Source organism: Microbacterium sp. NPDC087591 (assembly GCF_044743625.1).
Lineage (GTDB): Bacteria > Actinomycetota > Actinomycetes > Actinomycetales > Microbacteriaceae > Microbacterium.
Map to the genome: position 1 here is coordinate 252,575 of NZ_JBIUWU010000003.1, position 24,346 is coordinate 276,920.

18 protein-coding genes are annotated in these 24,346 nt (G+C 68.9%); 5 read left to right on the forward strand and 13 right to left on the reverse strand.

All coding sequences use genetic code 11. The annotated features are described in order from the left end of the window. Positions 1 to 10: 10 nt before the first annotated feature. The 5 genes from ACIOVG_RS15710 to ACIOVG_RS15730 are packed head-to-tail and all read right to left on the reverse strand — an operon-like array spanning position 11 to position 6,853. Complete coding sequence (locus tag ACIOVG_RS15710) at positions 11 to 2,311, reverse strand: glycosyl hydrolase family 95 catalytic domain-containing protein (protein ID WP_400875438.1); 2,301 nt, start codon at positions 2,309 to 2,311, stop codon at positions 11 to 13. A 33-nt stretch (positions 2,312 to 2,344) separates the two neighbouring features. Continuing rightward, on the reverse strand, positions 2,345 to 3,517 hold the full coding sequence (locus ACIOVG_RS15715; RefSeq protein WP_400875441.1) for a Gfo/Idh/MocA family protein: 1,173 nt from the start codon (positions 3,515 to 3,517) through the stop codon (positions 2,345 to 2,347). Then, positions 3,514 to 5,088, reverse strand: coding sequence for an alpha-N-arabinofuranosidase (locus ACIOVG_RS15720; RefSeq protein ID WP_400875444.1), 1,575 nt, complete (start codon positions 5,086 to 5,088; stop codon positions 3,514 to 3,516). Before ACIOVG_RS15720 ends, ACIOVG_RS15715 begins: the two co-directional genes overlap by 4 nt. After that, positions 5,085 to 6,173, reverse strand: a complete 1,089-nt coding sequence (locus ACIOVG_RS15725) for a Gfo/Idh/MocA family protein (RefSeq protein WP_400875447.1) — start codon at positions 6,171 to 6,173, stop codon at positions 5,085 to 5,087. Before ACIOVG_RS15725 ends, ACIOVG_RS15720 begins: the two co-directional genes overlap by 4 nt. Next, positions 6,146 to 6,853 (reverse strand): ThuA domain-containing protein, encoded by a 708-nt coding sequence (locus ACIOVG_RS15730; RefSeq protein WP_400875450.1) that lies wholly within the window; start codon positions 6,851 to 6,853, stop codon positions 6,146 to 6,148. Before ACIOVG_RS15730 ends, ACIOVG_RS15725 begins: the two co-directional genes overlap by 28 nt. Positions 6,854 to 7,033: 180 nt before the next feature. Between ACIOVG_RS15730 and ACIOVG_RS15735 the strand changes: the two genes are divergently transcribed. Next, positions 7,034 to 8,059, forward strand: a complete 1,026-nt coding sequence (locus ACIOVG_RS15735; protein WP_400875453.1) for a LacI family DNA-binding transcriptional regulator — start codon at positions 7,034 to 7,036, stop codon at positions 8,057 to 8,059. On the opposite strand, the gene ACIOVG_RS15740 is transcribed toward ACIOVG_RS15735, so the two are convergent. Beyond that, positions 8,049 to 9,881, reverse strand: coding sequence for a beta-L-arabinofuranosidase domain-containing protein (locus ACIOVG_RS15740; RefSeq protein WP_400875456.1), 1,833 nt, complete (start codon positions 9,879 to 9,881; stop codon positions 8,049 to 8,051). The two genes, ACIOVG_RS15735 and ACIOVG_RS15740, sit on opposite strands and share 11 nt — an antisense overlap. Before the next feature lie 69 nt (positions 9,882 to 9,950). On the opposite strand from ACIOVG_RS15740, the gene ACIOVG_RS15745 reads away from it, so the two are divergent. Beyond that, positions 9,951 to 12,140 (forward strand): alpha-galactosidase, encoded by a 2,190-nt coding sequence (locus tag ACIOVG_RS15745; protein ID WP_400875459.1) that lies wholly within the window; start codon positions 9,951 to 9,953, stop codon positions 12,138 to 12,140. Then, positions 12,137 to 13,414, forward strand: coding sequence for a glycoside hydrolase family 27 protein (locus tag ACIOVG_RS15750; RefSeq protein ID WP_400875461.1), 1,278 nt, complete (start codon positions 12,137 to 12,139; stop codon positions 13,412 to 13,414). The genes ACIOVG_RS15745 and ACIOVG_RS15750 overlap by 4 nt, the downstream gene beginning before the upstream one ends. A gap of 50 nt (positions 13,415 to 13,464) precedes the next feature. Here ACIOVG_RS15750 and ACIOVG_RS15755 read toward each other — a convergent pair whose 3' ends face one another. The 6 genes from ACIOVG_RS15755 to ACIOVG_RS15780 form a co-directional block, all read right to left on the reverse strand. Further along, positions 13,465 to 14,577: a Gfo/Idh/MocA family protein gene (locus tag ACIOVG_RS15755; protein WP_400875464.1), complete on the reverse strand. Its 1,113-nt coding sequence runs from the start codon at positions 14,575 to 14,577 to the stop codon at positions 13,465 to 13,467. Then, complete coding sequence (locus ACIOVG_RS15760; RefSeq protein WP_400875467.1) at positions 14,574 to 15,344, reverse strand: ThuA domain-containing protein; 771 nt, start codon at positions 15,342 to 15,344, stop codon at positions 14,574 to 14,576. Before ACIOVG_RS15760 ends, ACIOVG_RS15755 begins: the two co-directional genes overlap by 4 nt. Next, positions 15,341 to 17,647, reverse strand: coding sequence for a beta-glucosidase (locus ACIOVG_RS15765; protein ID WP_400875470.1), 2,307 nt, complete (start codon positions 17,645 to 17,647; stop codon positions 15,341 to 15,343). Before ACIOVG_RS15765 ends, ACIOVG_RS15760 begins: the two co-directional genes overlap by 4 nt. Further along, the gene (locus ACIOVG_RS15770; RefSeq protein WP_400875473.1) at positions 17,644 to 18,546 is read right to left on the reverse strand and encodes a carbohydrate ABC transporter permease; all 903 of its coding nucleotides are present in this window, start codon (positions 18,544 to 18,546) and stop codon (positions 17,644 to 17,646) included. The genes ACIOVG_RS15765 and ACIOVG_RS15770 overlap by 4 nt, the downstream gene beginning before the upstream one ends. Continuing rightward, a complete protein-coding gene (locus ACIOVG_RS15775) occupies positions 18,543 to 19,508 on the reverse strand; it encodes a carbohydrate ABC transporter permease (protein ID WP_400875476.1) in 966 nt (321 codons plus the stop codon). Before ACIOVG_RS15775 ends, ACIOVG_RS15770 begins: the two co-directional genes overlap by 4 nt. A 69-nt stretch (positions 19,509 to 19,577) precedes the next feature. Continuing rightward, positions 19,578 to 20,855, reverse strand: coding sequence for an ABC transporter substrate-binding protein (locus ACIOVG_RS15780; protein WP_400875479.1), 1,278 nt, complete (start codon positions 20,853 to 20,855; stop codon positions 19,578 to 19,580). A gap of 239 nt (positions 20,856 to 21,094) precedes the next feature. Here ACIOVG_RS15780 and ACIOVG_RS15785 point away from each other — a divergent pair, with 239 nt between their 5' ends. Together ACIOVG_RS15785 and ACIOVG_RS15790 are read left to right on the forward strand one after the other, a co-directional pair. Beyond that, positions 21,095 to 22,096: a LacI family DNA-binding transcriptional regulator gene (locus tag ACIOVG_RS15785; protein ID WP_400875482.1), complete on the forward strand. Its 1,002-nt coding sequence runs from the start codon at positions 21,095 to 21,097 to the stop codon at positions 22,094 to 22,096. Next, the gene (locus ACIOVG_RS15790) at positions 22,083 to 22,994 is read left to right on the forward strand and encodes a nucleoside hydrolase (RefSeq protein WP_400875484.1); all 912 of its coding nucleotides are present in this window, start codon (positions 22,083 to 22,085) and stop codon (positions 22,992 to 22,994) included. Before ACIOVG_RS15785 ends, ACIOVG_RS15790 begins: the two co-directional genes overlap by 14 nt. A 367-nt stretch (positions 22,995 to 23,361) precedes the next feature. Here the strand turns inward: ACIOVG_RS15790 and nrdF are convergent, their stop codons facing one another. After that, on the reverse strand, positions 23,362 to 24,342 hold the full coding sequence (gene nrdF / locus ACIOVG_RS15795) for a class 1b ribonucleoside-diphosphate reductase subunit beta (protein WP_141871173.1): 981 nt from the start codon (positions 24,340 to 24,342) through the stop codon (positions 23,362 to 23,364). Positions 24,343 to 24,346: the final 4 nt, after the last annotated feature.

Consider the following 24,346-nt stretch of genomic DNA (forward strand, 5'->3'; position numbering starts at 1 on the left):
ACTCCCGGTCTCAGGGTGCCGACGGCGCCCAGGTCAAGGACAGCTCATGCCGGGTCTCCCGATGATCCAGCACGATGCTCGTCACCGGATCGGGATGCGCTGGTGAGGTCACGGAGCGCGGGAAGCGCAGGGTGATCGGTCCCGTGCGCACCCATGCGGACTCCGCGCTCCCCGCCAGTGTCACGGCGATGCCCGACGCGCTCCACTCCAAGAGCTCGACGGTGAGCGCCGTCCGCGTCGTGAGTCCGGTCACCGCCCCCTCGGCCCAGGAATCGGGAAGGGCGGGGAGAAGGGTGATCGCGTCGCGGGACGAGCCGACCAGCATCGCCGCCACGACGGCGGGAAGCGCGCCGCTCGCGTCGAGGTTGAAGATCGCGCCCGAGTCGTGCGTCGTCGACATCGCCGGGGTGAAGTGCAGCGCGGCGAGCCAGTGCAGACACTGCTCCGCGCTCGGCGCGTCGCCCAGGGCCGCGGCGGCGAGTCCGAGCTGCGCAAGCCCGAAGGCCATCTCGCCGTTGCCGGGAGGCGGCCCGGGGTCCTCGGCGCGCCAGGCGACCTTCTCCCGCACGAGCCGACGCGCCGCCTCCCGCATCTGGGGCGTCTCGAACGCCGGGTCCACGTCGTACCAGAGCGGATACAGCTCGCTCGTGTGCCGGTGCGCGCGGTGCGACGGGAACGCGGGGTCGGCCCATTCGGCCAGCACCCCGTCGTCGTCGATGCGGAACCTCGGCTCGACGGCGGGGAGCAGGATGGGGTCCCTGCCGTGTGCCTCGGCCAGCACACGACCTGCACGATCAGCGTCCCGCAGCACCGCGATGTCCATGGTCGCGTTCACCGCGAGCGGTGTCGCCGCACCGCCAGGGGTGTTCTCCGGCGAATAGGACGGTGCGACGGGCCCGTGCGCGATCACATCGCGCGAGAAGAGGAGGATCCCCTCGATCAGCTGCCAGGTCTCGTCGTCGACCAGACCACGATCCCCGGAACTCAGGACCGCGTCGGCCAGCATGCGCAACGCCCACCCGCCACCGCTGATCCAGAACTGGTGAGGGAAATCGTCGGAGAAGTGGTTCGCGAGGCCGTGAGTGCTCATCCGGCTCGGCACCATCGCGCCATCGAATCCGAAGATGCGTGCGGCGTTGGTGCGGAAGTCGGCGAGATGCGGAACGAGCAGGCGGAAGAGGGATGCCGTCAACTCCGGTGTGCCGGTGGGCACGAGCGACGCCATTCCGCCGTTCTGGACGTTGCCGTTGAGGGTGTAGTCAGCCGACCACGCCGGCGACCAGGTGCCCTGCCACACTCCCTGCAGGGTGGCAGGGAGCTCTCCGGTCGCGCTGATGATGTTGGCGCGCCCCGCGGCATAGGCCAGTTCGATGAGCGCGCGCATCATCCGGGAGTCGCCCTCTGCCCCCTCCAGCAACGCCTCCGTGGCGACGTCCTCCGGCATCCCCGAGGCGAGGTCCAGCCCGGAGGCGCCCTGGAGCGCGGCCGGGTCGCCGAGTGCGAGCGTGTCGGGGTCGGCGTCGCCATGACACAGCTCGACGTCGAACTCGGCCTCCCTCCCCCCGTCGACATCGATCGTGAACTCGGCGGTGGTTCCGTCGAGCAGTCGCGCGGTCGTGGCATCCGCCCTCACCGTGGTCGTCAGCGTTGCGCGCTCCCCCGCGGCGCCTGCGCTCACGGTGAGGGCCGCCTCGGTCGGCGCCCGCAGTTCGACTGCGGCATCCGCGAACCCCGCATAACTCGCGGCGCCGGGGATGTCGGCTGTCTGATCGCGGACCATCCCGAGCCCGAGACGCACCGTCGCCGGCGCCGTCGACCGGATCCCGACCCGGACCCGTCGCCCTCCGCGCGGTGCCGAGATCCGCAACTCCTGGTGGATGCCGTCGACCTGCCACGCGATGGCGACCTCCCCCGTCGCGAGGTTGCGCTGTCGCCGGTACGACCGGCGCTGCACACCTTCCCGGGCGTCCGGGGTGTCGACGGTCAGCCGCAGCTCGGCGCCAGGGGCCAGCGGATCCGTCCAGATCATGTGCGAGAAATCGGCGGAGCCGGTGGTCTCCGTGATGATCGCCGCGGCCGTCTCCGCCTCATGTGCCAGCAGCGCGGTGCGAACACGCGGCATCGCCTCGGCGAAGAGCGGTGGAGGGGTGCGTGCGTTGACGGGCAGGAAGAACCGCTCATGCGTCAGGGTGAGCACATGCTCTTCCGGACCACCCCAGACGACCGCACCGACCCGACCGCTGCCGACGAGCATGCCGAGGTCCCAAGTCGGCGCGGTGCTCGCGCTGACGAAGCGCGATCGGCTCTTCATACGTCGGCCTCCGGCGGCGGCGACCAGGGCGCCTCAGCGCACGCGGGTGCGGCGGCCCTCGTCACCGGCGCTCTCCTCGACTGCCGCGAGCACCCGCTGCACCTGGTACGCATCGGCGAACGACGGCGATTCCGGCGTCCCGTCGATGGATCGGACGAAGTCGACGATCTGGTGCGTGAACGTGTGCTCGTAGCCGATGCCGTGACCGGTGGGCCACCACGCGTCGGCATAGGGGTGAGCGGGATCGGTGGCCTGGATCGTGCGGAACCCGCGGCGGTCATCGGCGTCGTCCTCGCTGTAGAACTCGAGTTCGTTCATCCGCTCGAAGTCGAAGGCCACGGAGCCGCGGTCGCCGTTGATCTCGATGCGGTTGGCGTTGCGGCGGCCGAGCGCCATCCGCGTCGCCTCGAACACTCCGAGCGCACCCCCGCTGAAATCGGCGATGAACGCGGCGGCGTCATCGACGTCGACCCGCAGGCGCTCGGCGTCGAGATCGCCTCGACCGCCGAGACCCACCTCGGCGCTCCGCCGGGGTCGCGACGACACGAATGTGCGCAGGCGCGCGGACACGCCCTCGATCCGCTCACCGGTCAACCACTGGGCCGTGTCGATGCTGTGCGCGCCGATGTCGCCGAGAGCGCCCGAGCCCGCCGATGCCCGGTCGAGACGCCAGGTGTGCGGGGCATCGGCGTCGCTCAGCCAGTCTTGCAGATACTGCGCGCGTACGTGCCTGATGGTGCCGAGCGCGCCCTCCGCGATGAGTCGACGAGCCGACGCGAGCGCGGGCGTGCGCCGGTAGCTGTAGCCGCACATCGCGACGACGCCCTGCCGTGCAGCGGCATCCGCGGCAGCGACCATGTCGGCGGCATCCGCCGGATCGTTCGCGAGCGGCTTCTCGCAGAGCACGTGCTTGCCGGCGCCGAGGGCCGCGATCGCGATCTCCGCGTGCGTGTCGCCGGGAGTGCAGATGTCGACCACGTCGATGTCGTCGCGTTCGACCACCGTCCGCCAGTCATCCGACCAGCTCTCCCAGCCCCAGTCGCGCGCCGCTGCGTGCCCTCGTGCCTCGTCGCGCGACACCAGGACCGAGAGCCGCGGCTCGCGCGGCAGGTCGAAGAAGCGCGGTGCGGTGCGCCAGGCGTGCGAATGCGCCCGCGCCATGAAGCCCGCACCGATCACGGCCACCCGCAGCGCACTCGTCGTCATGACGCCACGTCCGCTCGCTCGATCGCCGTGACGGCCGGCTCTGGCTCCAACTCGAGCTCCACCGTCGCGAAGGAGTGCGGCGGCAGGGTCACCGTCAATCTCCCGTCCCGGATCACCGTCTCGAGTGCACGCGGGGCGACACGATCGGGTGCTTCGGCGTCGTTGTAGGCCGACGCGTCGTCGCCGGTGAGCACGCGAGCCCTGGCGACGCGCGCACCCCGCCCGCGCAGATCGACGCTCACCGTGCAGTCGGCGTCGATCGCGAGATGGCTGAGCGAGATCAGGGCGGTGTCGCCCCGGGTCGAGGCCGACAGCGAGACCAGGGGGAGGTCGCTTCCCCGCACGCGGGTGGTCGGCACATCGCGCAGATGCGTCGGCAGGTGCAGTGCGTCCTGATGCCCCTTGTTCATCTCGAACACGTGGTAGGTCGGCGTCAGCACGAGCGCGTCGCCGTCGGTGAGCACCATCGCCTGCAGCACGTTCACGGTCTGGGCGATGTTCGCCATCGAGATGCGCCGTGCGTAGCGGTGGAAGACGTCGAAGTGGATGCCCGCGACCAACGCGTCACGCACGGTGTTCTGCTGGAAGAGGAAACCCGGGTTGGTGCCCTCCTCGACGTTCCACCAGGTGCCCCACTCGTCGCACACCAGCGAGACGCGGTTGTCGGGGTCGTAGGAATCCATCACGGCCACGTGTCCGCGCACGATGCGTTCCACGTCGGCGGCGTAGGCCATCGTGTCGTAGTACTTCTCGTCGCTGAACGATGCCGCGTCCTCGGTGTTGATGCCCGATCCTGAGTGCGTGTAGTAGTGGAACGAGATGGCCTGGTACGGCAGGGTCCCGTAGAGCGTGCAGCCGTGGCACTCCATGAGCGTCTTCATGAGGACGCGCGTCCAGTCGAGATCGTCCTCGTTGGCGCCGGCCGCGATGCGGGTGAGCCGGTTCTCGCCGTGATCGTGCGCGAAGGTGGCGTAGCGTCGCGCCTCCTCCGCGTAGTGGGCGGCCGACATGTGTCCACCGCATCCCCACGCCTCGTTGCCCAACCCCCAGAACGGCACCTTCCAGGGCTCGTCCCGGCCGTTCTCCCGACGCAACCGTGCCATCGGGCTGTCGTCGCCACGGGTGAGATACTCCACCCATTCGGCCATCTCCTGCACGGTGCCGCTGCCGATGTTGCCGTTGACGTACGCGTCGGCCCCGAGCAGGTCGCACAGATCCATGAACTCGTGCGTGCCGAAGTGGTTGTTCTCCACCACGTCGCCCCAGTTGGTGTTGGCGATACGCGGCCGCAGCTCGCGCGGACCGATGCCGTCGCGCCAGTGGTAGGTGTCGGCGAAGCAGCCGCCCGGCCAGCGGAGGTTCGGGATGTCGAGGGCCTTCAACGCCTCGACGATGTCGAGCCGGATGCCGCGCACGTTCGGGATGTCGGAGTCCTCGCCCACCCAGAAGCCGTCGTAGATGCAGCGCCCCAGATGTTCGGCGAAGTGTCCGTAGATGTGGCGGTTGATGCGATCGCCGGTCACGTCGAGGTCGATGACCGCGCGGGCGGTGGTGGCAGTGGTGGTGGTCAACGCTTTCTCCAGGAGTTCTCGGGGGTGAAGGGGATCAGCGCCGGCCGGTCCGGAGCAGTGGTCAGATCGACGCGCCGACCGACGCGTGCGGACTCCGTCAGGGCCGTCATGATCTCGAGGACGTGCAGGGCGATGTCGCCGCGGGCGCTCCCCGCGCCGGTGGCGAGGCGATCGAGCACGCCGATACCGCGGCCGGCGTTCTCGTACCCGGCGCGCTCGACGACGGGCGTCCAGGCGTCCTCCGCGGGTCGCCGCACCCGGACGACGCCCTCGAACAGATTCGGGTCCGGCACCGACAGCGTGCCCGTCTCGCCATGGATCTCGAGCGGAGCAGCATCCGTCGCCGCCGCGTCGAAGCTGAAGGTGACGGTCGAGATCGCGCCGCCGACGTGCTCCAGCACACCGGTCACGTGGGTGTCGATCTCGACCGGGATGCTCTCGCCCGCCCGGGGACCTGAGCCGATCGTGCGCACGGCGCGAGGACGCGACGACGCCCCGGAGACCCGAGCGACGGGGCCGAGCAGGTGGAACAGGGTCGTCAGGTAATACGGCCCCATGTCGAACAGCGGACCGCCGCCGTCGCGGTAGTAGAAGTCGGGGTGCGGATGCCACGCCTCGTGACCCGACGACACCCACGTCGCCACCGCGGCGACGGGTCGGCCGATGCTCCCGGCATCCACGGCGGCACGTGCCGTCTGCACGCCGGTGCCGAGGACGGTGTCCGGCGCGCAGCCGACCCACGCCGATCCTGCGGCTTCGACGACGCGGCGGGCATCGGCGAATGTGGCCGCGAGCGGCTTCTCCCCGAAGACGTTCTTGCCCCCGGCGAGCGCCGCGAGCGCCACCTGGGCGTGCGCGGACGGAATCGTGAGGTTGATCACCGTGTCGACGGACGGATCCGCGACCAGCTCGTCGACGTCGAGCACGCGGCAGCCGGGGTAGCGTGCGGCGACCGCCTCGGCTCTGGCCGTGTCGAGATCGGCTGTCGCGACGATGCGCACATCGGGGTGCGACCCGAGCGTATCGAGGTACTGCGCCGAGATGACGCCGAGTCCGATTATTCCGATACCGTGCGGCTGGCCCACAGCATCCCCCTCTCGATGATGGTGCGGACGCTCGTGTCGCGGAGGACGACGAGGCTGTGCCCCGGTGTGGCCACGAAGACCCGACCCCGGCCCCACTCGCGCGTCCAGACCGCCGGGGAGGTGATCGGCCGGTGCCAGGGGTGGAACGGCTGTACGGGGTGGGTGGTGGTGGCGAGGACGTCGTTGAGGTCGTCGGTGAGCACCCAGTACTGCTCCGTGCGGAGGGTGAAGTCCTCGATGCCCTCCATCACTGGGTGCCGCCGGCCGAGCTCGGTGAGGTCGACGGTGTAGCAGAGGAAGTTGTCCGCCTCGCCGCCTTCACGCTCATCCGGGTGCTTGCCGGGGTGGGTGGCGAACTGGCCGCCGATGAGCTGCAGGTAGTCCGAGCTGTTGCGATAGGAGTCGGCGATGCCGCCGTGCCATCCGGCGAGCCCCGTGCCGCGCTCCACCGCGCCGCGCAGCCCCTTCAGCGCCTCATCCGAGATGTCCGACATCGTGACGCTCTGCACGATGAGGTCGGTGCGGTCCATCTCCTCGCGGTCGGCGTAGACCTCGTTGGAGTCCTCGACGCGCACGTCGAAACCGTTGTCGACGAGGAACGGGAGGAACATGTCGGTGGCTTCGACGGGGCGGTGACCGTCCCAGCCTCCGCGGACCACGAGTGCTCGGCGCGCGGTCATGGCCGTACCTCCCGCCGCGCGGCCGGTTCCCGCAGGCGTACCTCTGATCCGCGCGTGTTCAGCGCTGTCGGCAGCGTCGTCTTCATCGACTCGTCCCTCCGCATCGACGGGCATGTGCAACGTCGGACACGATGCCATCGACGTATGGCGGAACGCACCGTTTTTGCGCAAAATAGGCTCATGGTCACTCCCCCTCGCACCACGCTCACCGATGTCGCGGCGCACGCAGGGGTCAGCATCGCCACGGCATCGCGGGCGCTGCGGGCACGGGGCGAGATGGCCGCGGACACGCGATCGCGGGTGCTGCGCGCCGCGACGGAGCTCGGCTACTCGACCGTCGGCCAGCGGCGCGGGCGTCCGCGACGCGGCACGTCCCTGATGTTCGACCTCGTGCTGGGCCACTTCCACGACCCCTACACCGAAGAGATCACAGCGGGTGCCCGCACCACCGCCTCCGAGCTCGGGTACGACCTGGTGCTGACGGCCGAGCGCGATGATCCCGCGGATGACTGGCACGAACGCATCCGCTCGCGCGGTTCCGCCGGGGTCATCGTCGGCCTCATCGTGCCGACGAGCACCCAGATCGCCGCCATGCGTCGGGCCTCGATCCCGTTGGTGCTGATGGAACCTCCTTCGGAAGCGTCGAGCCCGTTGCCGAGCCTGCGCACCACCGACAGCGCCGGCGGAGGGGCGGCAGCCGAGCACCTCGTCGCGCGCGGCGCTCGACGTTTCATCGTGATCGGCGGAGCGCCGTCGTACCGGTACGGACGCGCACGGGTCGACGGCTTCGTACGCACCGTCGACGAGATCGCTCCCGGCGCTCCGTGCGTGCGGACCAGCGCGGACTGGAGCGCCTGGGATGCCAGGAGAGCATGCGCTCGCGCGCTCGCGGAGCTGCCGGGCACCGGGCCGATCGGCGTGTTCGCCTGCTCCGATGAGATGGCGGCCGGCGCCTATCGGGCGATCGCCGACAGCGATCGCAGCATCCCTCGCGATGTCATGGTGGTGGGCTTCGACGATGTGCGCGGAGCGCGGTGGCTGCATCCGTCACTGACCACGATCCGTCAGCCGATCCGCGAGATGGCGTCGGCAGCCGTGCGCATCCTCGCGCAGGCGACGTCGGGAGGCGCGGTCTCGAACGAGGCCATCATCATGCCGACCGAGCTCGTCGAGCGGGGCTCGACCCGCCCCCTCCTCAGGGGCTGACCGACGTGCGCACGGGGAAGTAGACCGAATAGCGTTCGTCGGTCACCTCGTTGAGCGGGATGAATCGGATGCCGGCGTCGCGGCCGACCGTGCGATAGCGCACCAGCCACTGCGTCCATTGCCTTTCGTCGTCGGCGGCGAGCAGGGTGGAGGGATCCGCCGGGTCGCCCTCCAGACAGACCTCTCGGTCGACGAGTCCGGCGAGGACAAGCGGCCCTTCGGCGAAGGCCACCGTCTGGGGCTCGTCCGGGATCGGCACGGTGCGCAGCAGGAACGGGAACTCGACGTCGACGGTCGTCGCACCGCCGGGATGGGTGAGTTCGAGGAAGCGGCCATCGCGGCGCCAGGAGACGGTCGTCGTCACCAGCGGATCGCTCGACGTCCACTCCGGGACACGGAGACGCACCGTCGCGGGGACTCCGTCCTCAGACGTGACGGCGACCTGCACGCGCAACGCCATCGGACGGTGCGTCTCTCCTCCGGGCCCTGCATTGGAATCAGGACCCACGTAGCCGGCGTCGTCGCCGAGGCGCACGTCGACGGTCACGGGCGCGCCCGTCGCCGCGGTCTCAGCGCGCACCGGCAGGTACTGCGCCACCGTCAACGTGTCGTCGTCGGCGTAGACAGCGAGGGAGGCGATGCGGGTGTGCGCCTGTACGAGGCTCCCGTGGCAGCACCAGAAGTCCTCCGTCGGTGTGCCCCAGCTCTTGCGGGCGCCGCCCTCGAGCGGCAGGAAGTAGGCCACCATGCCGGTCTCCGGGTGCTGCTGCGCCAGCAGGCCGTTGTGCAGATTCGCCTCGATGTAGTCGAGGTGGACCGGGTCGCCGCCCCACCGGTACAGCACGTCGGCGAGGCGGATCATGTTGTACACGGAGCAGTGCTCCTGCGTCTTCGCCCCGCGGCGGGCGGCGAAGGAGAACGGCGGCGTCCAGATCTCGCCGGAGGTCTGACCGCCGGTGCAGAACGTGCCTCGGCGGGTGACCGCCCACTCCCAGTAGTTCTCGACGACGCGCTTCCAGCGCTCCTCACCGGTGACCTCGAACGCGCGAGCCGCGCCCAGCACCTCGGGGATCGTGGTGTTGGCGTGCATGTTGGTGAGTGCATCCTCCCCGGCCAGCAGCGCATCGAAGAGAGAGGCGTGCCAGTACCGCTCGAGGAGCTCGCGATAGAGGTCGTCTCCCGTGGCCTCGAGGAGGTCGGCCCAGACCTCCAGCATCCCGCCGGTCTCCACATCCAGGATCCGCTGGAACCGCTCCCGATCGAAGCCCCGCGCCCACTCGGCGATCGCACCCGCCGCGCGGTGCGCGATCTGCAGGCAGCGCTCGTCTCCGAGGTCCCTGTAGACATCGACGAGCCCCATGAAGGTCTTGTGGATCGCGTACTGCGGTGCCCAGACATCCCGCCCCTCCGCGAGTCGCCGCAGGAAGGAGGGCGGAGTCGCGAAGACCCATTCGCCTCCGTTCTCCTCCTGACACTGTGCGAGCAGCTCGATCACTCCCTCGAGCGTGGCGCGCAGCGCGGCGTCTCCGGTCGCCGCGATCTCCCGTGCCGCCGCTGACATCCAATGACCCAGGAAGTGCCCGCGCAGCAACGACCCCGGCGTCTCCCACCCCCAATGCCGGTCGAGCCCTCGGTCCTTCGCCGAGGAGCCCGAGGGGTGCAGGTGCAGCGTCTGGTCGCCGATGCCGGCCTCGATCAAGTGGTTCTGCATCAGATTCCGCTCCGACAACGACACGAGGTAGTCACGATTGCGGCGCCGGCGGCGATCGAAGACGCCCCCGGTGAGGCGCGCAGCCGAGGGCGGGAGTGCGACAGCGGACATGATTCCTCCTGGAGTGCGAGATCGATCTCTCACTGTACTCGGCTCGGACATCCGTGCAGAATGGTCGGCATGCACTCCACTCGCGTGATCCACCTCACCGCCGGCGACGTCTCGCTCGTTCTGGCAGTGCTCGCGAGCGATCTCCCCGTCGTCCTGCACTGGGGGGCACGGATCATCGCGACCGATGAGGACCTCCTCGCCTTCGCCCTCGCCGAACAAAGGCCTGGTATAGAGGGTATTTCCGATCTCCCCTATCGCCCTTCCCTCCTCCCGGAGCACAGTCGCGGATGGTTCGGACGCCCGGGGGTGAGCGCGCATCGCGCCGGCCGGGGGTGGGCGCCCTCGTTCCGCGTCGACACGATCTCCGTCGACGATGCGGAACTGCGGGGCTCGGTGATCCAGGCCGGAGCAGCGTCGGTCCGAGTGGTCGCGCGAGACGAGCAGGCAGCCATATCGCTCATCTTGGAGATCGATCTCACATCCGCAGGGCTGCTCCGCCTCCGCTCCGGCGTGCGCAACGAGGCGAGGGAGGGCGCGCCGCTGGAGGTCGAGGACCTCATGCTCGCCCTTCCCGTTCCGACACGAGCGACCGAGGTGCTCGACTTCTCCGGTCGCTGGGCGCACGAGCGCATCGCTCAGCGACACCGCGTGGTGCGCGGCATGCACAGCCGCCCGTCACGTCGAGGGCGGACCGGACTGGACGCCACGACCGTCATGATCGCCGGCACCCCGGGCTTCTCCGCCGACGCGGGAGAGGTCTGGATGTTCCACGTCGGCTTCAGCGGGGACCACGAGCACGCCCTCGAGCGCGGGGATGGAACCCTGGCGTTCCGTGGCGGCGAGCTCCTCCTCCCCGGCGAGATCCGGCTCGCGCCAGGGGCGGAGTATGTCGGCCCCTGGGTGTACGGCAGCCACGGCGAGGGCTGGGACGCCGCTTCCGCCCGGTTCCATGCCTTCCTGCGCGGAGTCTCCCGATCGGCGAGGAGGGATCGGCCCGTCACGCTCAACGTGTGGGAGGCGGTGTACTTCGACCAGGATGCCGCCACCCTCCTCGAGCTCGCCGAGCGCGGCGCCGCGCTCGGGGCCGAGAGGTTCGTGCTCGACGACGGCTGGTTCCGTGGTCGCGGCGATGACCGCGCCGGGTTGGGCGACTGGGAGCCCGACCCGGTGGCATGGCCTGACGGCTTGCGTCCGCTCGCCGATCGGGTGCGCAGCCTCGGGATGGAGTTCGGGTTGTGGGTCGAGCCGGAGATGATCAACGAAGACTCCGAGCTCGCCCGCGCCCACCCCGAATGGATCCTGCGCGCCGGCGAGGACCTGCCCGTCAGGTACCGCTTCCAGCAGGTGCTCGATCTCACCAGGCCCGAGGCCTTCGCGCACATCCTCGATACGCTCGACGGGCTGATCCACGACATCGGAGTCAGCTACCTCAAGTGGGACCACAACCGTGACCTCGTCTCCGCCGGTCACCCCGCGACCGGAGCACCGGCCGTCCACGCGCAGACCCTCGCCCTCTACCGACTGCTCGATGAGCTGCGGGACCGCCACCCCGACCTCGAGATCGAGAGCTGCGCGTCCGGAGGCGGCCGCGTCGACCTCGGCATCCTCGAGCGCAGCGATCGCATCCATCCCTCCGACAGCCATGATCCGGTCGACCGCTTCGACATCCTGCGCAACACCGGCCTGCTCGTACCCCCCGAGATGATGGGCTCGCACATCGCGTCTCCGGTATCGAGCGTGACAGGGCGCACGTCCGACCTGCATTTCCGTTGCGCGGTGGCCTTTCTCGGGCATTTCGGCATCGAGTGGGACATCCGCGAGCTGACCGAGTCGGAGCACACCGAGCTCGCGGCGTGGATCGCGCGCTTCCGCCGCCTGCGCCCCCTCATCCAGACCGGGCGCACGGTCGGCAGCGGAGAGGACGACCCGTCGGCGCCCTCGATGCGCGGCGTCGTGGCCGACGATTGCAGCGAGGCGCTGTACACGGTCGTGACCCCCAGGACGACCGCTGACACCCTCGCCCGGTTCCGCTTGCGCGGACTGGACCCCGCACGTCGCTACCGGTTGACGGTCAACGCACCGGAGTCGCTCGGACCGCCCTGGCAGGTTCCCGACTGGCTGCGGGCGCCCGATCTCGATGAGGACGGACCCGCGCCTGTCCTCTCCGGCGCACTGTTGTCGACGGCAGGACTGGAGTTCCCGACGTTCCACCCGGAGCGTGCGGTGGTCGTGCATCTTCGCGCGGTGGAGGCGTCGTGAGCGCCCCCAGGCGGCAGGCCGCCGACCTTCCTCCGATGGGATGGAACAGCTGGGACTGCTTCGGGTCCTCGGTCACCGAGGACGAGGTGATCCGGAACGCCGAGTTCCTGGCTGAGCACCTCGCGCCGTTCGGCTGGGACTGCGTCGTCGTCGACATCCAGTGGTACGAGTCCGATCCCGGTCATCACGACTACCGACAGGTCTCGCGCCCCGAGCTCGACGAATGGGGCCGCCCTTTGCCCGCCGTCACCCGCTTCCCGTCTGCGGCCGGCGGGTCTTTCCGGCCGCTCGCCGACCGCATCCATGCACTCGGCTTGCGCTTCGGCCTGCACATGATGCGCGGCGTGCCGCGCGCCGCGGCCGAACGGCGGCTGCCGGTCCTCGGCGCCCCCGGAGCGACCTGCGACACCATCGCGGATCGCGCGAACGTCTGCCCGTGGAATCCCGACAACTTCGGTGTGGACATGAGCGCTCCCGGCGCGCAGGAGTACTACGACTCGCTCGCCCGGCAGTTCGCCGAGTGGGGCGTCGACTTCATCAAGCTCGACGACGTGCTCTATCCCCCGGTGCAGACGGCGGAGATCGCCGCGTTCTCCCGGGCGATCGACCGCTCGGGACGGCCGATGGTGCTGAGCCTCTCACCCGGTAAGCAGCTGTCGACCGCTCACCTGGACTCGCTGCGCGCGCACGCCCAGTTGTGGCGCATCTCGGACGACCTCTGGGACGACTGGTCGCAGGTGCGCGAACAGTTCCAGCGTGCAGCCCGATGGGCTCCGCTCCAGCAGCCCGGCGCCTGGGCCGATGCCGACATGCTGCCGTTCGGACGCATCGGCATCCGCGGGCACGTCGGTCACGACCGGATGAGCCGCCTCACGCTCGAGGAGCAGCGCACGGTGATGACGCTCTGGTGCCTGCTGCGCTCTCCGCTCATGTTCGGAGGGCACCTGCCCGACACCCCGGACGACACCCTCGCCCTCCTGACCCGCCGTGAGGTGCTGACCCTCCGCGAGGGGCAGGGCGCGAGCGAGATCGTGCGCGACGGCGATCTGGTGGTGTGGAGATCGCGGGTCGGCGATCGCGACTATCGTGCGCTGTTCTGGCTCGGCGACGAGCCGAAGCGGCTGCGCGCCCACATCGATGACCTGGGTGTGCCGGAGGATGCGCTCGCCCGCGGCTGCGCCGACGCGTGGTCCGGCGCGATGCTGCCTGTCGACGCGGGATGGGTCGAGGCCGATGCCCCCTCCCACGGTGTGCGACTGCTCGTGTTCGGGTGAGCAGGGGCTTGACGACCCGCGGCGATCCGCTGCGCCGCGGGTCACGGACGTCACCGCGGTGGACCGCCCGCCCAGGCGCGCAGCTGGTCGGCGATCTCGGTCTCCCCGGCTGCCAGGGCCTCCGCGAGCGCCGACACCCCGGCGCGCGCGAACACGGAGTCCAGCTCGACCGTGGCACCGGTCGCCGCGGACTCCCCCGCCGCCTCGACCATCGCGAGACTGCGGATGTTCTGGCGGATCTCTCCGGATGGTTCCTCGCCACCCTCCAGCGCGGCAAGGAACTCCGTGAGCGCGGCGTCGAGTCCCTCGCGTGCGGCGCCCACCGGCAGCTCCTGCACCCCGCCGCCGCCGCGCTGCATCCGCACGGCGGTCTCGCCGTCCCACGTCGCGGAGCCTCCCGGCGCGCTCGCGCGCCAGTCCCCGTTCCACGACGTCGTGAGGCCGTCAGCGCACCAGCTCCCCGCGTAGCCGAAACGCGCACCGCCGGAGAAGCGGAAGATCGCCTGCGCGGCCGCCGCCCCGCCGTACCAGCTCCACGCCGGGGAGAACTCCTCGCAGTACACGGATTCCGGTTCACTGCCGAGCAGGTATCTGGCCTGGTCGAACTGGTGAATGGCCATGTCGACGAGCAATGGCGAGGCCATCTCGTCACGGAAGCCGCCGAATCGAGGGTTCTGGAAGAACTGCGTCTGCAGCTGACCGGCGCCGCCGAGATCACGTAGGGCGTCACGGAAGACGGAGATGCCTGCCGAGTGCCGGCGCGATTGACTGGTCGCGAGCAGCACTCCTCGCGTGACACTCAGCGCGCTGAGCCACATCGCGTCCGCCACGGTCGGGGTCACCGGCTTCTCGCTGAGCACCGGAACGCCCGCGCGGATGGCGATCTCGCTCACCGTCCGGTGCGCCTCGGGGATGGTGACGTTCAGCAGCAGATCCGCTCGGACCTCCTGCAGCGCTGCGGCCACATCGTCGAAGACCGGCACGTTCCAGTCACGCTCCGCCGCCGCGGCCTGCGCCGCCGACAGGTCGATGTCGACGACCGCCGCGGGGCGCAGATCGTTCCTCGACCGCACCACATCCATCCATGCCCGCCCCATGCCCCCTGCTCCGACGACCACGACGTCGCGCACGTCGGCATCGGCCGCTGCCGCTGCCGCGGTCATTGCAGCGTCCCGTCCCATTCCCGGGGGATGTCGAACTCGCCTTCGCGGTGCATCGTGATCCGCGGCTGGGTGCGCGGCCGATCCTGGAACGCCCACGCCACGGCGTTGGCGAGCACCTGTCTGATCTCCGGCTGGTGATAGACCGGGTAGTCCTGGTCGCCGGGCGAGAAGTAGAAGATCCGCCCATGACCGCGCGAGAACGTCATCCCCGAGCGGAAGACCTCGCCGCCGGAGAAGCTCGAGACGAACACGAGCTCAGCCGGAGCAGGCACGTCGAAGTACTCCCCGTACATCTCCTGGGCGGGGATCACGAGCGGGTGAGGCACGCCCTGCGCGATCGGATGCGTGGGCGACACCGTCCACACCAGTTCGCGATCGACACCCTGCCGCCAGCGCAGGCTGCACGTGGTCCCCATGAGACGGATGAAGATCTTCGAGAAGTGCGCCGAATGCAAGGGGATGAAGCCCATCCCTCCGAGCACATGCCGATGCACGCGCTCGACCGCGTCGTCGTCCACGGCGTCGTGCCGCAGATGCCCCCACCACAGGAGCACGTCGGTCTCAGCGAGTCGCTCCTCGCCGAGACCATGCTCCGGATCGTCGAGCGTGGCGGTCTCGACCACGGCGTCCTCGCCGAGGACATCGCGCAGGCCGGTCGCGATCGTGCCGTGCATCGTGTCGGGATAGATGCGCCGGGTGCGCTCATCGTGCTGCTCGTGATGATTCTCACCCCAGACGAGCACCCGTATCGGTCGCCTCGTACTCATTCCTCATCCTCTCCCTGATCGACATCCCACGCGGTCCTCCCGGCGCGGGCCAGCACCACGTGCCGCGGCCCCGTGAGCCGCACGGACACCGCGCAGGCGCGATCCGCCGCCGACGGGCCCGCGGCGAGCACCACGGTGCCGGGATCCACGCTCAGCCGACCGTCCACCCCGGTCGCGGCCAGACGTGCGGCTTCGAGCGTGAAGCGCACGACCCTGCGCGCCCCCGCGGGGATGCGGATACGCGCGAAACCGACGAGCTGCGCCTCCGGACGCACCACGGTGCCGGACGGGAAGGAGGCGTACAGCTGCACGACCTCCACCGCCGCCTCCCCCGCGTTGTGCACCGTGACGGCGATCTCGGCGGCGCCATCGGTGCGGACGTCCGACGGCGCGTCGATCGACACGTACTCGATGCATCCCCTGGTCAGGCCGTAGCCGAACGGGTAGAGGGGGGTCGGGTCGGCCACCGTGGCCCCCGCGTCATGACGGCCGGACGGCGGTTCCAGATACGTGGTGGTGACCGAGGGCGATCGCGGAATCTGCACGGGAAGTCGCCCGCTCGGCGCGACCCGCCCGGAGAGGACCCCGGCGATGGCGCCCGCGCCGTCTGCGCCGGGGAAGAAGGCCTGGACGATCGCGCGCGCCGCCCCGAACTCCCCCAGCGCGTACGGGCGCCCGGAGACCACCACCAGCACCGTCGGCACACCGGTGGCGAGGACGGCCAGGACGAGGTCGTGCTGGCGACCCGGAAGCCGCAGATCAGGGGCGTCGCATCCCTCGCCGGAAGAGCCGGCACCGAAGGTTCCGGCCACATCGCCGACGACCACCACGGCGACGTCGCTCTCGCCGGCCGCTCTCACCGAGGCGGCGATCTCCTCGGCATCGTCGAGGATCTCGCACCCTCGGACGAAACGCAGCTCGCCGATCCCCCGCTCGGTGTGCAGCGCCGCCTCGATGGTCTGGATCGTGATGCCGGAGTCATGGCCCGGGTATCTGGCGAGGACGTGGTTGGGGAACGCATAGCATCCGAGCAGGCTCCGATACTCGGCGGCAGCCGGTCCGATCAACGCCACCCGGGAATCGACGGTCAGGGGCAGGATGCCGTCGTCCTCGAGCAGCACGATCGACTCCTCGGCGATCCTGGCCGACAACGCTCGGTTCCGTTCGCTGTCGAGATCGACGTCCTCGGCACCGTGCGGCACGACGGATGCCGTGTCGAGCAGCCCCGCCTCGATCTTGTGCCGCAGATGACGCACCGCAGCGCGATCGATATCGCCCTCGTCGACGATGCCGTCGCGGACCAGCCGCGCGAGAGAGGAGAAACCGACCGTGGACGGCAGTTCGACGTCGACGCCGGCGCGCAGCGCGAGGGCGCCGGCGTCGGCGGCATCCGCAGCCACGCGGTGCACGGAGGCGAGCGACGGGATCGCCCAGTAGTCGGCGACCACGGTGCCGTCGAATCCCCACTCGGTGCGCAGGATGCCGTCGAGCAGCGCCCGGTTGGCGGTGCTCGGGATGCCGTCGACATCGGCGGAGGAGGTCATCACGCTACGCGCTCCCCCCTGTCGCAGCGCTGTCTCGAAGGGAGGCAGCACCGTGTCGGCGAACTCACGCGCCCCCATGGCGACCGGCCCCCGGTTGCGCGCACCCCTGGACGCGGCGTAGCCGGCGAAGTGCTTCACCGTGGCGATGATCCCCGCGCTCTCGAGACCCGCCACGTAGGCGGCGCCGAGCTGTCCCACGAGATAGGGATCCTCACCGAGGGTCTCCTCGACCCGACCCCACCGGTAGTCGCGCACGACGTCGAGCACCGGGGCCAGGCCCTGATGCACCCCGATGGCACGCATATCGTCGCCGATGGCGCGGCCCATCTCGCGCACCAGGTCGTCGTCGAAGGTCGCCGCCCATGCGAGCGGCGTGGGGAAGGCCGTCGCGCCGTACGCTGCCAGGCCGGTCAGGCACTCCTCGTGCACGAGAGCGGGTATCCCCAGGCGCTGATTCCTCGTCACCTCCCGCTGCAGGGCTCGCAGCTTCGCCACTCCGTCGCGCACACTGATCGGCTCCGTGCCGAAGACCCGGGTGAGCTGGCCGAGGCCGAGCTCCAGAGGAGCGACGGCGGCAGCCGGGAGATCACGGGAGGGGCGCGGGGTGGCGCCGACGTCCGCGGTCGGCCAGAAGGATCCGAGCTGGGCGACCTTCTCGTCGAGAGTCAGCTCGTCGACCAGAGCCTGGGCACGCTCGCGCGCGCTCAGCGTCGGGTCGCGCCATCGATCCTGATCGACGGCGCTGAGCTCGACGGTCATCCCTTGAACGCCCCGTCCATGATGCCCGCGACCATGCGGCGACCGACGAAGAAGAAGACGATGAGCAGCGGCAGGGTGGCCATGAACGAGCCGCCCATGGTCAGCGCCAGATCGATCGTGCGATTCGCCTGTAGCTGCTTGAGCGCGATCTGCACCGTGAAGAGCTCGGGAGACTTCAGCACGATGAACGGCCACATGAAGTCGTTCCACACGCCGGTGAAGGTGATGAGCCCCAGCACGAAGGCGGCCGGACGCACGACCGGGAAACCGATGCGCCAGAAGATCTGCCAGCTGTTGGCCCCGTCGATGCGCGCGGCGGCCATCAGCTCATCGTTCAGAGTGGTCGACAGATGCTGACGCATCCAGAAGATCCCGAAGGCGCTCGCGAGTCCGGGCAGGATGATCGCCTGGAGGGTGTCGACCCAGTCGAGCCACGAGATGATCAGATACTGCGGGATCACGCTGAGCTGCGCCGGCACCGTCATCGTCAGGAGCACGATGAGGAACAGGGCGTTGCGCCCGGGGAACTGCAGCTTGGCGAAGGCGAATCCTGCGAGCGCGCACAGCAGCGACGTGATGACCGCCACGGCGAGTGACACGATCACGCTGTTCAGCAGCGACTGCAGGAACGGCACGGTCTCGAACACCTTCGTCGCGATGTCGAAGAAGTTCAGTCCGGGGTAGAGCCGCGGCGGGATCGACGTGACAGCCGAGGCTCCGACCGACGCGATCACGAACATGTAGTAGAGCGGGAACACGCTGATCAGCACGGCGACGATGAGGAACGCGTAGACGTACCACCGCACCCTGCCGACACGGCCGCCCCGACCACGGCGGCGGGCGGGAGCTTCGGGCTTCACCGGCGACATCGAGGCCGTCTCCTGCGTCACGTGAGTCATGCGCGTGCCTTCCTGGTGCGGGTGGTGAGGTAGAAGTTGATCAGCGACACGACGACCACGATGACGAACAACGCCACTCCGATCGCGGAGCCGTAGCCGAACTCGAACTGCCCGAAGCCCTGTTCGTAGAGGAAGAGGGCGAGCGTCTGGCACTGGCGACCGCCGCCGCAGGTGAGTCCCGACTCGGGTGCGACGAGCAGCGGCTCGGTGAAGATCTGCAGTCCGCCGATCGTCGACATGATCACGGTGAAGATGATGATGGGTCGCAGCGACGGAATCGTCAGGTGGATGAACTGCTGCCATCCGGATGCTCCGTCGACGGATGCCGCTTCGTACATCTCGCGCGGGAGCGCCTGGAGCCCCGCGAGATAGAGCAGGGTGTTGTAGCCGAACCAGCGCCACATGACCATCGAGGAGATCACGATCCAGGAGCCCACCTGCGACGACATGAAGTTCACGGCCGGTGCCCCGACGAGATCCAGGATCCAGTTGATGAGGCCGAAGTTCTTGTCGAAGATCTGGGCGAACACGAGTGCGGTCGCGGCGACCGAGGTGATGTACGGGATGAGCAGGGCCATCCGGAAGAAGTTCGCGAGCTTGAGCGTCGCGTGGTTCAGCAGATGCGCCAGGCCGAGGGCGAGCAGCAGCTGCGGGATCGTGGAGATCAGGAAGATGCCGAAGGTGTTGACGAAGGCGTTCCAGAATCGCGCGTCCTGGAAGAGTCTCTCGAAGTTCGCCAAGCCGACGAAGGTCTGCTCGCCGATGGGGTTCCAGTCGAAGAGGGCCACGTAGAACGTGAACAGCAGCGGGAACAGGCCGAACACGGCGAAGATGACGAAGAACGGCGCGACGTAGAGGTACGGGGCGAGGCGCTCCGCGAACGGCTGCCTGATCTTCTGAGTGGGTGGCCGGTCGCGCCGGCGGATCTTCTGAACGGGGATGGCGGTCGCTGTCGCGGTCATGGTCCTACCTCGGTGGGGATGGTCGGCCCGCGCTCCACCGCGCGGACCGACCATCGGGCGATTCGGTTCTCAGCCGCCGATCGCGGCTTTGGCGCTGTCCAGTCCGGTCTGCCACGCGTCAGCCGGCTTGACGTTGCCGGCCTCCATGTCGACGAGAGCGTTCAGCAGCGCGGCGCCGATCGCGCTGGTGTCCGGACCGTTGTAGAACGAGCTGAACTCCAGCACCGAGTCGCTCATCGTGGCGCCGATGGGCGAGTCGCCGAAGAACGGGTCGGTGTAGCCACGCACCTCTTCGCTGTTGAGCGCCTCGTTCGCCGCGGGGAACGTTCCGGTTGTTGCGAAGTGCTCGGTCTGCCCCTTCGGCGACAGCATCGTCTCGATGTACTGCCACGCCGCCTCCGGGTTGTCGGCGCGAGCAGGGATGGCGATGACGCTGCCACCCCAGTTGCCGCCGACGCCGGGGACGGAAGCGATACGCCACAGGCCTTCGGTGTCGGGAGCATCCGTCTTGATCCCGGACAGCATCCAGGAGGGGGCGGTCGTGACCGCGAATGCGCCGTTGGCCTTGCCGGGCGCCCATCCGGACGACCATGCAGGGATGCTGGCACTGATGCCGGCGTCGTAGGTGCGCACCGCGATGTCGAACGCGTCCTCGACCTCCGGGTTCTTGTCGTAGATCAGCTCGCCGTCCGACGAGTAGTACTTCTCGCTCACCTGGTTGACGGTGGAGAAGAACACGCTCGTCTCGACGTTGTCGACGAAGGGCTCTCCGGTCGCCGCGGTGTACTTCTCGCCCATCTCGATGAACTTGTCCCAGGTCGACCACATCTCAGCCACCTCGGCGGGGTCGGTGGGCAGACCGGCCGCCTCGAACAGATCGGCGCGGTACGCGAAGCTCAGTCCCCCGACGTCGGTCGGGATCCCGATGATCGAGCCGTCCTCCGCCGTCGCACCGCCGATCGCCCAGTCGAGGTAGTCGTCGCCGATGTCATCGCCGCCGAGCGTGCGCAGATCGACGAAGTTGCCCGGGTTCTCGACGAACTTGGGAAGGTCGTCGTTCTGGATCATGACGAGGTCAGGGACGCGCCCGCCGGCGAGGGCCGCGGTCAAGGCCGTCGCCGTCTCGGTCGTGCTGCCGACCTCGCTCAGCTTCACCTTGGCGTCAGGGTTCTTCTCCAGGTACCGATCGACGGAGTCCTTCTGTCCGATGCCGGTGAACGACCAGAACTCGAATTCGGCGTTCGGATCACCGGACCCGGACTCCGATCCGCCGGATGAGCATCCGGAGATCAGCAGCGCGAAAGCGCCGATCGCTGCGATCGGCAGGGCCAGTTTGCGACGGTTCACAACAGCTCCTCTTCTTCGGGGACATGTGAGTGCAGACGACTACGTGAGGGAGTGCGCCTGAGAGATCGATCTCTCGTTCGGGTCACAGTAACCGACATCACCGGGCGGGGCAACCCTGCGTCGCGTTCCGAGCAACCCGACATTTTCATTCGACGGTCGAACAGTCGGAGGTTTTCATGCGATGATCTCTTCATCGAGAGATCGATCTTCGACAACCACCGAACTCCGCGGAGAGAGCCATGGGCAGACCCACCGTCGTCGACGTCGCGCAGGCAGCGGGAGTGTCGCGCGCCACTGCCGCCCGAGTGCTGGCCGGCGCGACCAACGTCGATCCCACGATGACCCAAGCCGTCGAGCGAGAGGCCCAGCGACTCGGCTACGAGACGAACTTCGCCGCCAGGGTGCTGCGTGGCGGCCGCGCCGGTGCCGTCGGACTGGTGATCGCCTTCGAGGAGCTCGGCAGCCACAGCGGCACCTTCTTCACCGCGGTGCTCAAGGGCGCAGCGAAGGGTCTCGCCGCCGGAGAGGTGCAGCCCGTACTGCTCCCCGCCGACCAGGAAGACCTCGACCGCATCCCGCGGTTCCTCCGCTCGGGTGCGCTCGACGGCGCGATCGTCATCCTGCAGCACGAGATCACGCACCTCGTCGATCGGCTGGCCGAATCCCCCGTGCCGATCGCCTGGGTCGGCCGCCCGCATGCCGATATCGGCCCCGACCCGATCGTGATCGATTCCGACAACTACGGCGGCGGAGTGCTCGCGGCACGCGCCCTCGTGGAAGCGGGTCGCCGGTCCATCGGCATCATCACCGGGCCGCTCGACCTCGAGCAGGCGAGGGACCGCACGCGCGGATGGACCGATGAGCTCGCGCGGCACGGCATCGCGCCCGGTCCGATCGTGCACGGAGACTTCACGCTCGACAGCGGCACCGCGGCGATGGCACGGCTGTTGCAGCGCGCCCCCGATCTGGATGGCCTCTTCGCCTCGTCCGACCTCATGGCCGCCGGGGCGCTTCGGGTGCTCCAGGCGGCAGGACGGCGCGTGCCGACGGATGTCTCCGTCATCGGGTTCGACGACATCCTCATCGCCGGCACGTCTGATCCGCCGTTGACGACGGTCCGCCAGCCTCTGGAGGAGATGGGGAGAGCAGCCGCGGACACGCTGCTGGCGACGATTCGCGGTCTCCCCGCCGAGAAGGAGCAGTTGCTGCCGACCTCGCTGATCTATCGTGAATCGCTCTGATCCTTCGCCCACCTCACCTCGCCGCAAGGTGCTGATCAGCACGGATGCGGCGAACGAGGCGGACGATCAGTTCGCCGTCGCTCATGCGCTGCTCTCCCCCGTGCTGGACGTGCGCGGTGTGCTTCCCGCACACTTCGGCCGGAACGGTAGCAGGGCGGCATCGCGTGCGGAGGTCGATCGGCTCTGCGACCTGATGAGCGTCGGCGACAGCATCACGATCGCCGACGGTGCCGAGGGCGCGCTGACGGATGCGCAGACGCCTCGACCGTCTGCGGCGTCGCAGCTCATCATCGACGAGGCGCACTCCGATGACCGGCGGCTGTGCATCGCCGTGCTCGGACCGCTCACCGACGTGGCATCCGCTCTCCTGGAGGATCCGTCACTCGTCGCGACCGACCCGCTCGTGGTGTGGGTCGGCGGGCCTCCCTACGAGGGGCCGGCGGGATATTCGCCGGAGTTCAACCTCGTGAACGACGTGCCGGCGTCTGAGGTCGTGCTCGCCTCAGGCGTCGAGCTCTGGCAGATCCCGATGCCGGTCTACACGATGGTCGGCGTCGGCCACGCCGAGCTCCGCGAACGACTCTCCGGCACCAGCCCGCTCGGCGACTACCTGGTGGATCAGCTGATCGAGTTCAACACGACGGTCAGCTACGGGCCCCTCGACTTCCGCTCTCTCGGCGACAGCCCGGCCATCGGCGCGCTCCTCAATCCGCTCGGCGCCCGCTGGAGCCTGCGCCCACCACCACGGTTCACCGTCGATGCACAGATCGACGGCGTCCTCGACGAGCACCGGCGCATCCGCGTGTGCGAAGGATTCGATACCCGCTGGCTGATCGAGGACATGTTCGCGAAGCTCCGGGCTTGGGGCGACGCCGAACGCATCGCGCGTGCTCGATGATCCGGGCCTCTGACCAGCCCCTAGGGTCGTCTTCCCTTGTCTGCGCGGCGCCTGTTCGAACCGAGGGCGGCTGTCACGACCGTCACCACGATCATCACCGTCGAAACCCCCAGCAGGGTGAGGGCGAAGAGTATCCCGTTCACAGCTTTCGGTCCTCCGAGTCCGGTGCCGACCCCCGAAAATAGGGACAGCATCCCTTCGTAAGACGCGGCGCCCCCAGATTCATCACGCGAAACGGCGATCGATCTGCGCACCTCGGGCTGAAGCGCACACAAGCAAGCCCCCTGTCGGTAGCTCACGTGAGCTACCGACAGGGGGCTTGCGTTCGGGTTCATGACCGAACCAGGTCCGCTCGTGAACAGGACGGTCAGAAGTCCCAGTCGTCGTCTTCCGTGGCCTCGGCCTTGCCGATGACGTACGACGAACCCGAACCGGAGAAGAAGTCGTGGTTCTCGTCGGCGTTCGGCGAGAGCGCCGACAGGATCGCCGGGTTCACGTTCGTGACGGTCGACGGGAACATCGCTTCGTAGCCGAGGTTCATCAGCGCCTTGTTGGCGTTGTAGTGCAGGAACTTCTTGACGTCTTCGGTGAGGCCGACGCCATCGTAGAGGTCCTGCGTGTACTGCACCTCGTTGTCGTAGAGCTCGAACAGCAGGTTGAAGGTGTAGTCCTTCAGCTCCTGACGGCGCTCCTCGGTCTCGTTCTCGAGCCCCTTCTGGAACTTGTACCCGATGTAGTACCCGTGCACGGCCTCGTCACGGATGATGAGGCGGATCAGGTCGGCCGTGTTCGTGAGCTTCGCCTTGGACGACCAGTAGATCGGCAGGTAGAAGCCCGAGTAGAACAGGAACGACTCGAGCAGGGTTGATGCCACCTTGCGCTTGAGCGGGTCGTCGCCCTGGTAATAGTCCATGATGATCTGAGCCTTCTTCTGAAGGTTCGGGTTCTCGGTGGACCACCGGAACGCCTCGTCGATCTCCTTCGTCGACGCGAGCGTCGAGAAGATCGAGGAGTAGCTCTTCGCGTGCACCGACTCCATGAACGCGATGTTGGTGTACACCGCCTCCTCGTGAGGGGTGATCGCGTCAGGGATGAGCGAGACGGCGCCCACGGTGCCCTGGATCGTGTCGAGCAGCGTCAGACCGGTGAAGACGCGCATGGTGAGCAGCTGCTCTTCGGGCGTCAGCGTGTTCCACGACTGGATGTCGTTCGACAGCGGCACCTTCTCCGGCAGCCAGAAGTTGTTCACCAGACGGTTCCAGACCTCGAGGTCCTTGTCGTCGATGATGCGGTTCCAGTTGATCGCCTGAACGCTGTCGACCAGCTTGATCGGGGGGTGGGGAGTCATGTCT

Coding starts and splice junctions, on each gene's coding strand:
- ACIOVG_RS15710 (WP_400875438.1), bottom strand. CDS start 2,311: ATGAAGAGCCGATCGCGCTTCGTCAGCGCGAGCACCGCGCCGACTTGG.
- ACIOVG_RS15715 (WP_400875441.1), bottom strand. CDS start 3,517: ATGACGACGAGTGCGCTGCGGGTGGCCGTGATCGGTGCGGGCTTCATG.
- ACIOVG_RS15730 (WP_400875450.1), bottom strand. CDS start 6,853: ATGACCGCGCGCCGAGCACTCGTGGTCCGCGGAGGCTGGGACGGTCAC.
- ACIOVG_RS15735 (WP_400875453.1), top strand. CDS start 7,034: ATGGTCACTCCCCCTCGCACCACGCTCACCGATGTCGCGGCGCACGCA.
- ACIOVG_RS15740 (WP_400875456.1), bottom strand. CDS start 9,881: ATGTCCGCTGTCGCACTCCCGCCCTCGGCTGCGCGCCTCACCGGGGGC.
- ACIOVG_RS15745 (WP_400875459.1), top strand. CDS start 9,951: ATGCACTCCACTCGCGTGATCCACCTCACCGCCGGCGACGTCTCGCTC.
- ACIOVG_RS15755 (WP_400875464.1), bottom strand. CDS start 14,577: ATGACCGCGGCAGCGGCAGCGGCCGATGCCGACGTGCGCGACGTCGTG.
- ACIOVG_RS15760 (WP_400875467.1), bottom strand. CDS start 15,344: ATGAGTACGAGGCGACCGATACGGGTGCTCGTCTGGGGTGAGAATCAT.
- ACIOVG_RS15765 (WP_400875470.1), bottom strand. CDS start 17,647: ATGACCGTCGAGCTCAGCGCCGTCGATCAGGATCGATGGCGCGACCCG.
- ACIOVG_RS15770 (WP_400875473.1), bottom strand. CDS start 18,546: ATGACTCACGTGACGCAGGAGACGGCCTCGATGTCGCCGGTGAAGCCC.
- ACIOVG_RS15775 (WP_400875476.1), bottom strand. CDS start 19,508: ATGACCGCGACAGCGACCGCCATCCCCGTTCAGAAGATCCGCCGGCGC.
- ACIOVG_RS15785 (WP_400875482.1), top strand. CDS start 21,095: ATGGGCAGACCCACCGTCGTCGACGTCGCGCAGGCAGCGGGAGTGTCG.
- nrdF (WP_141871173.1), bottom strand. CDS start 24,342: ATGACTCCCCACCCCCCGATCAAGCTGGTCGACAGCGTTCAGGCGATC.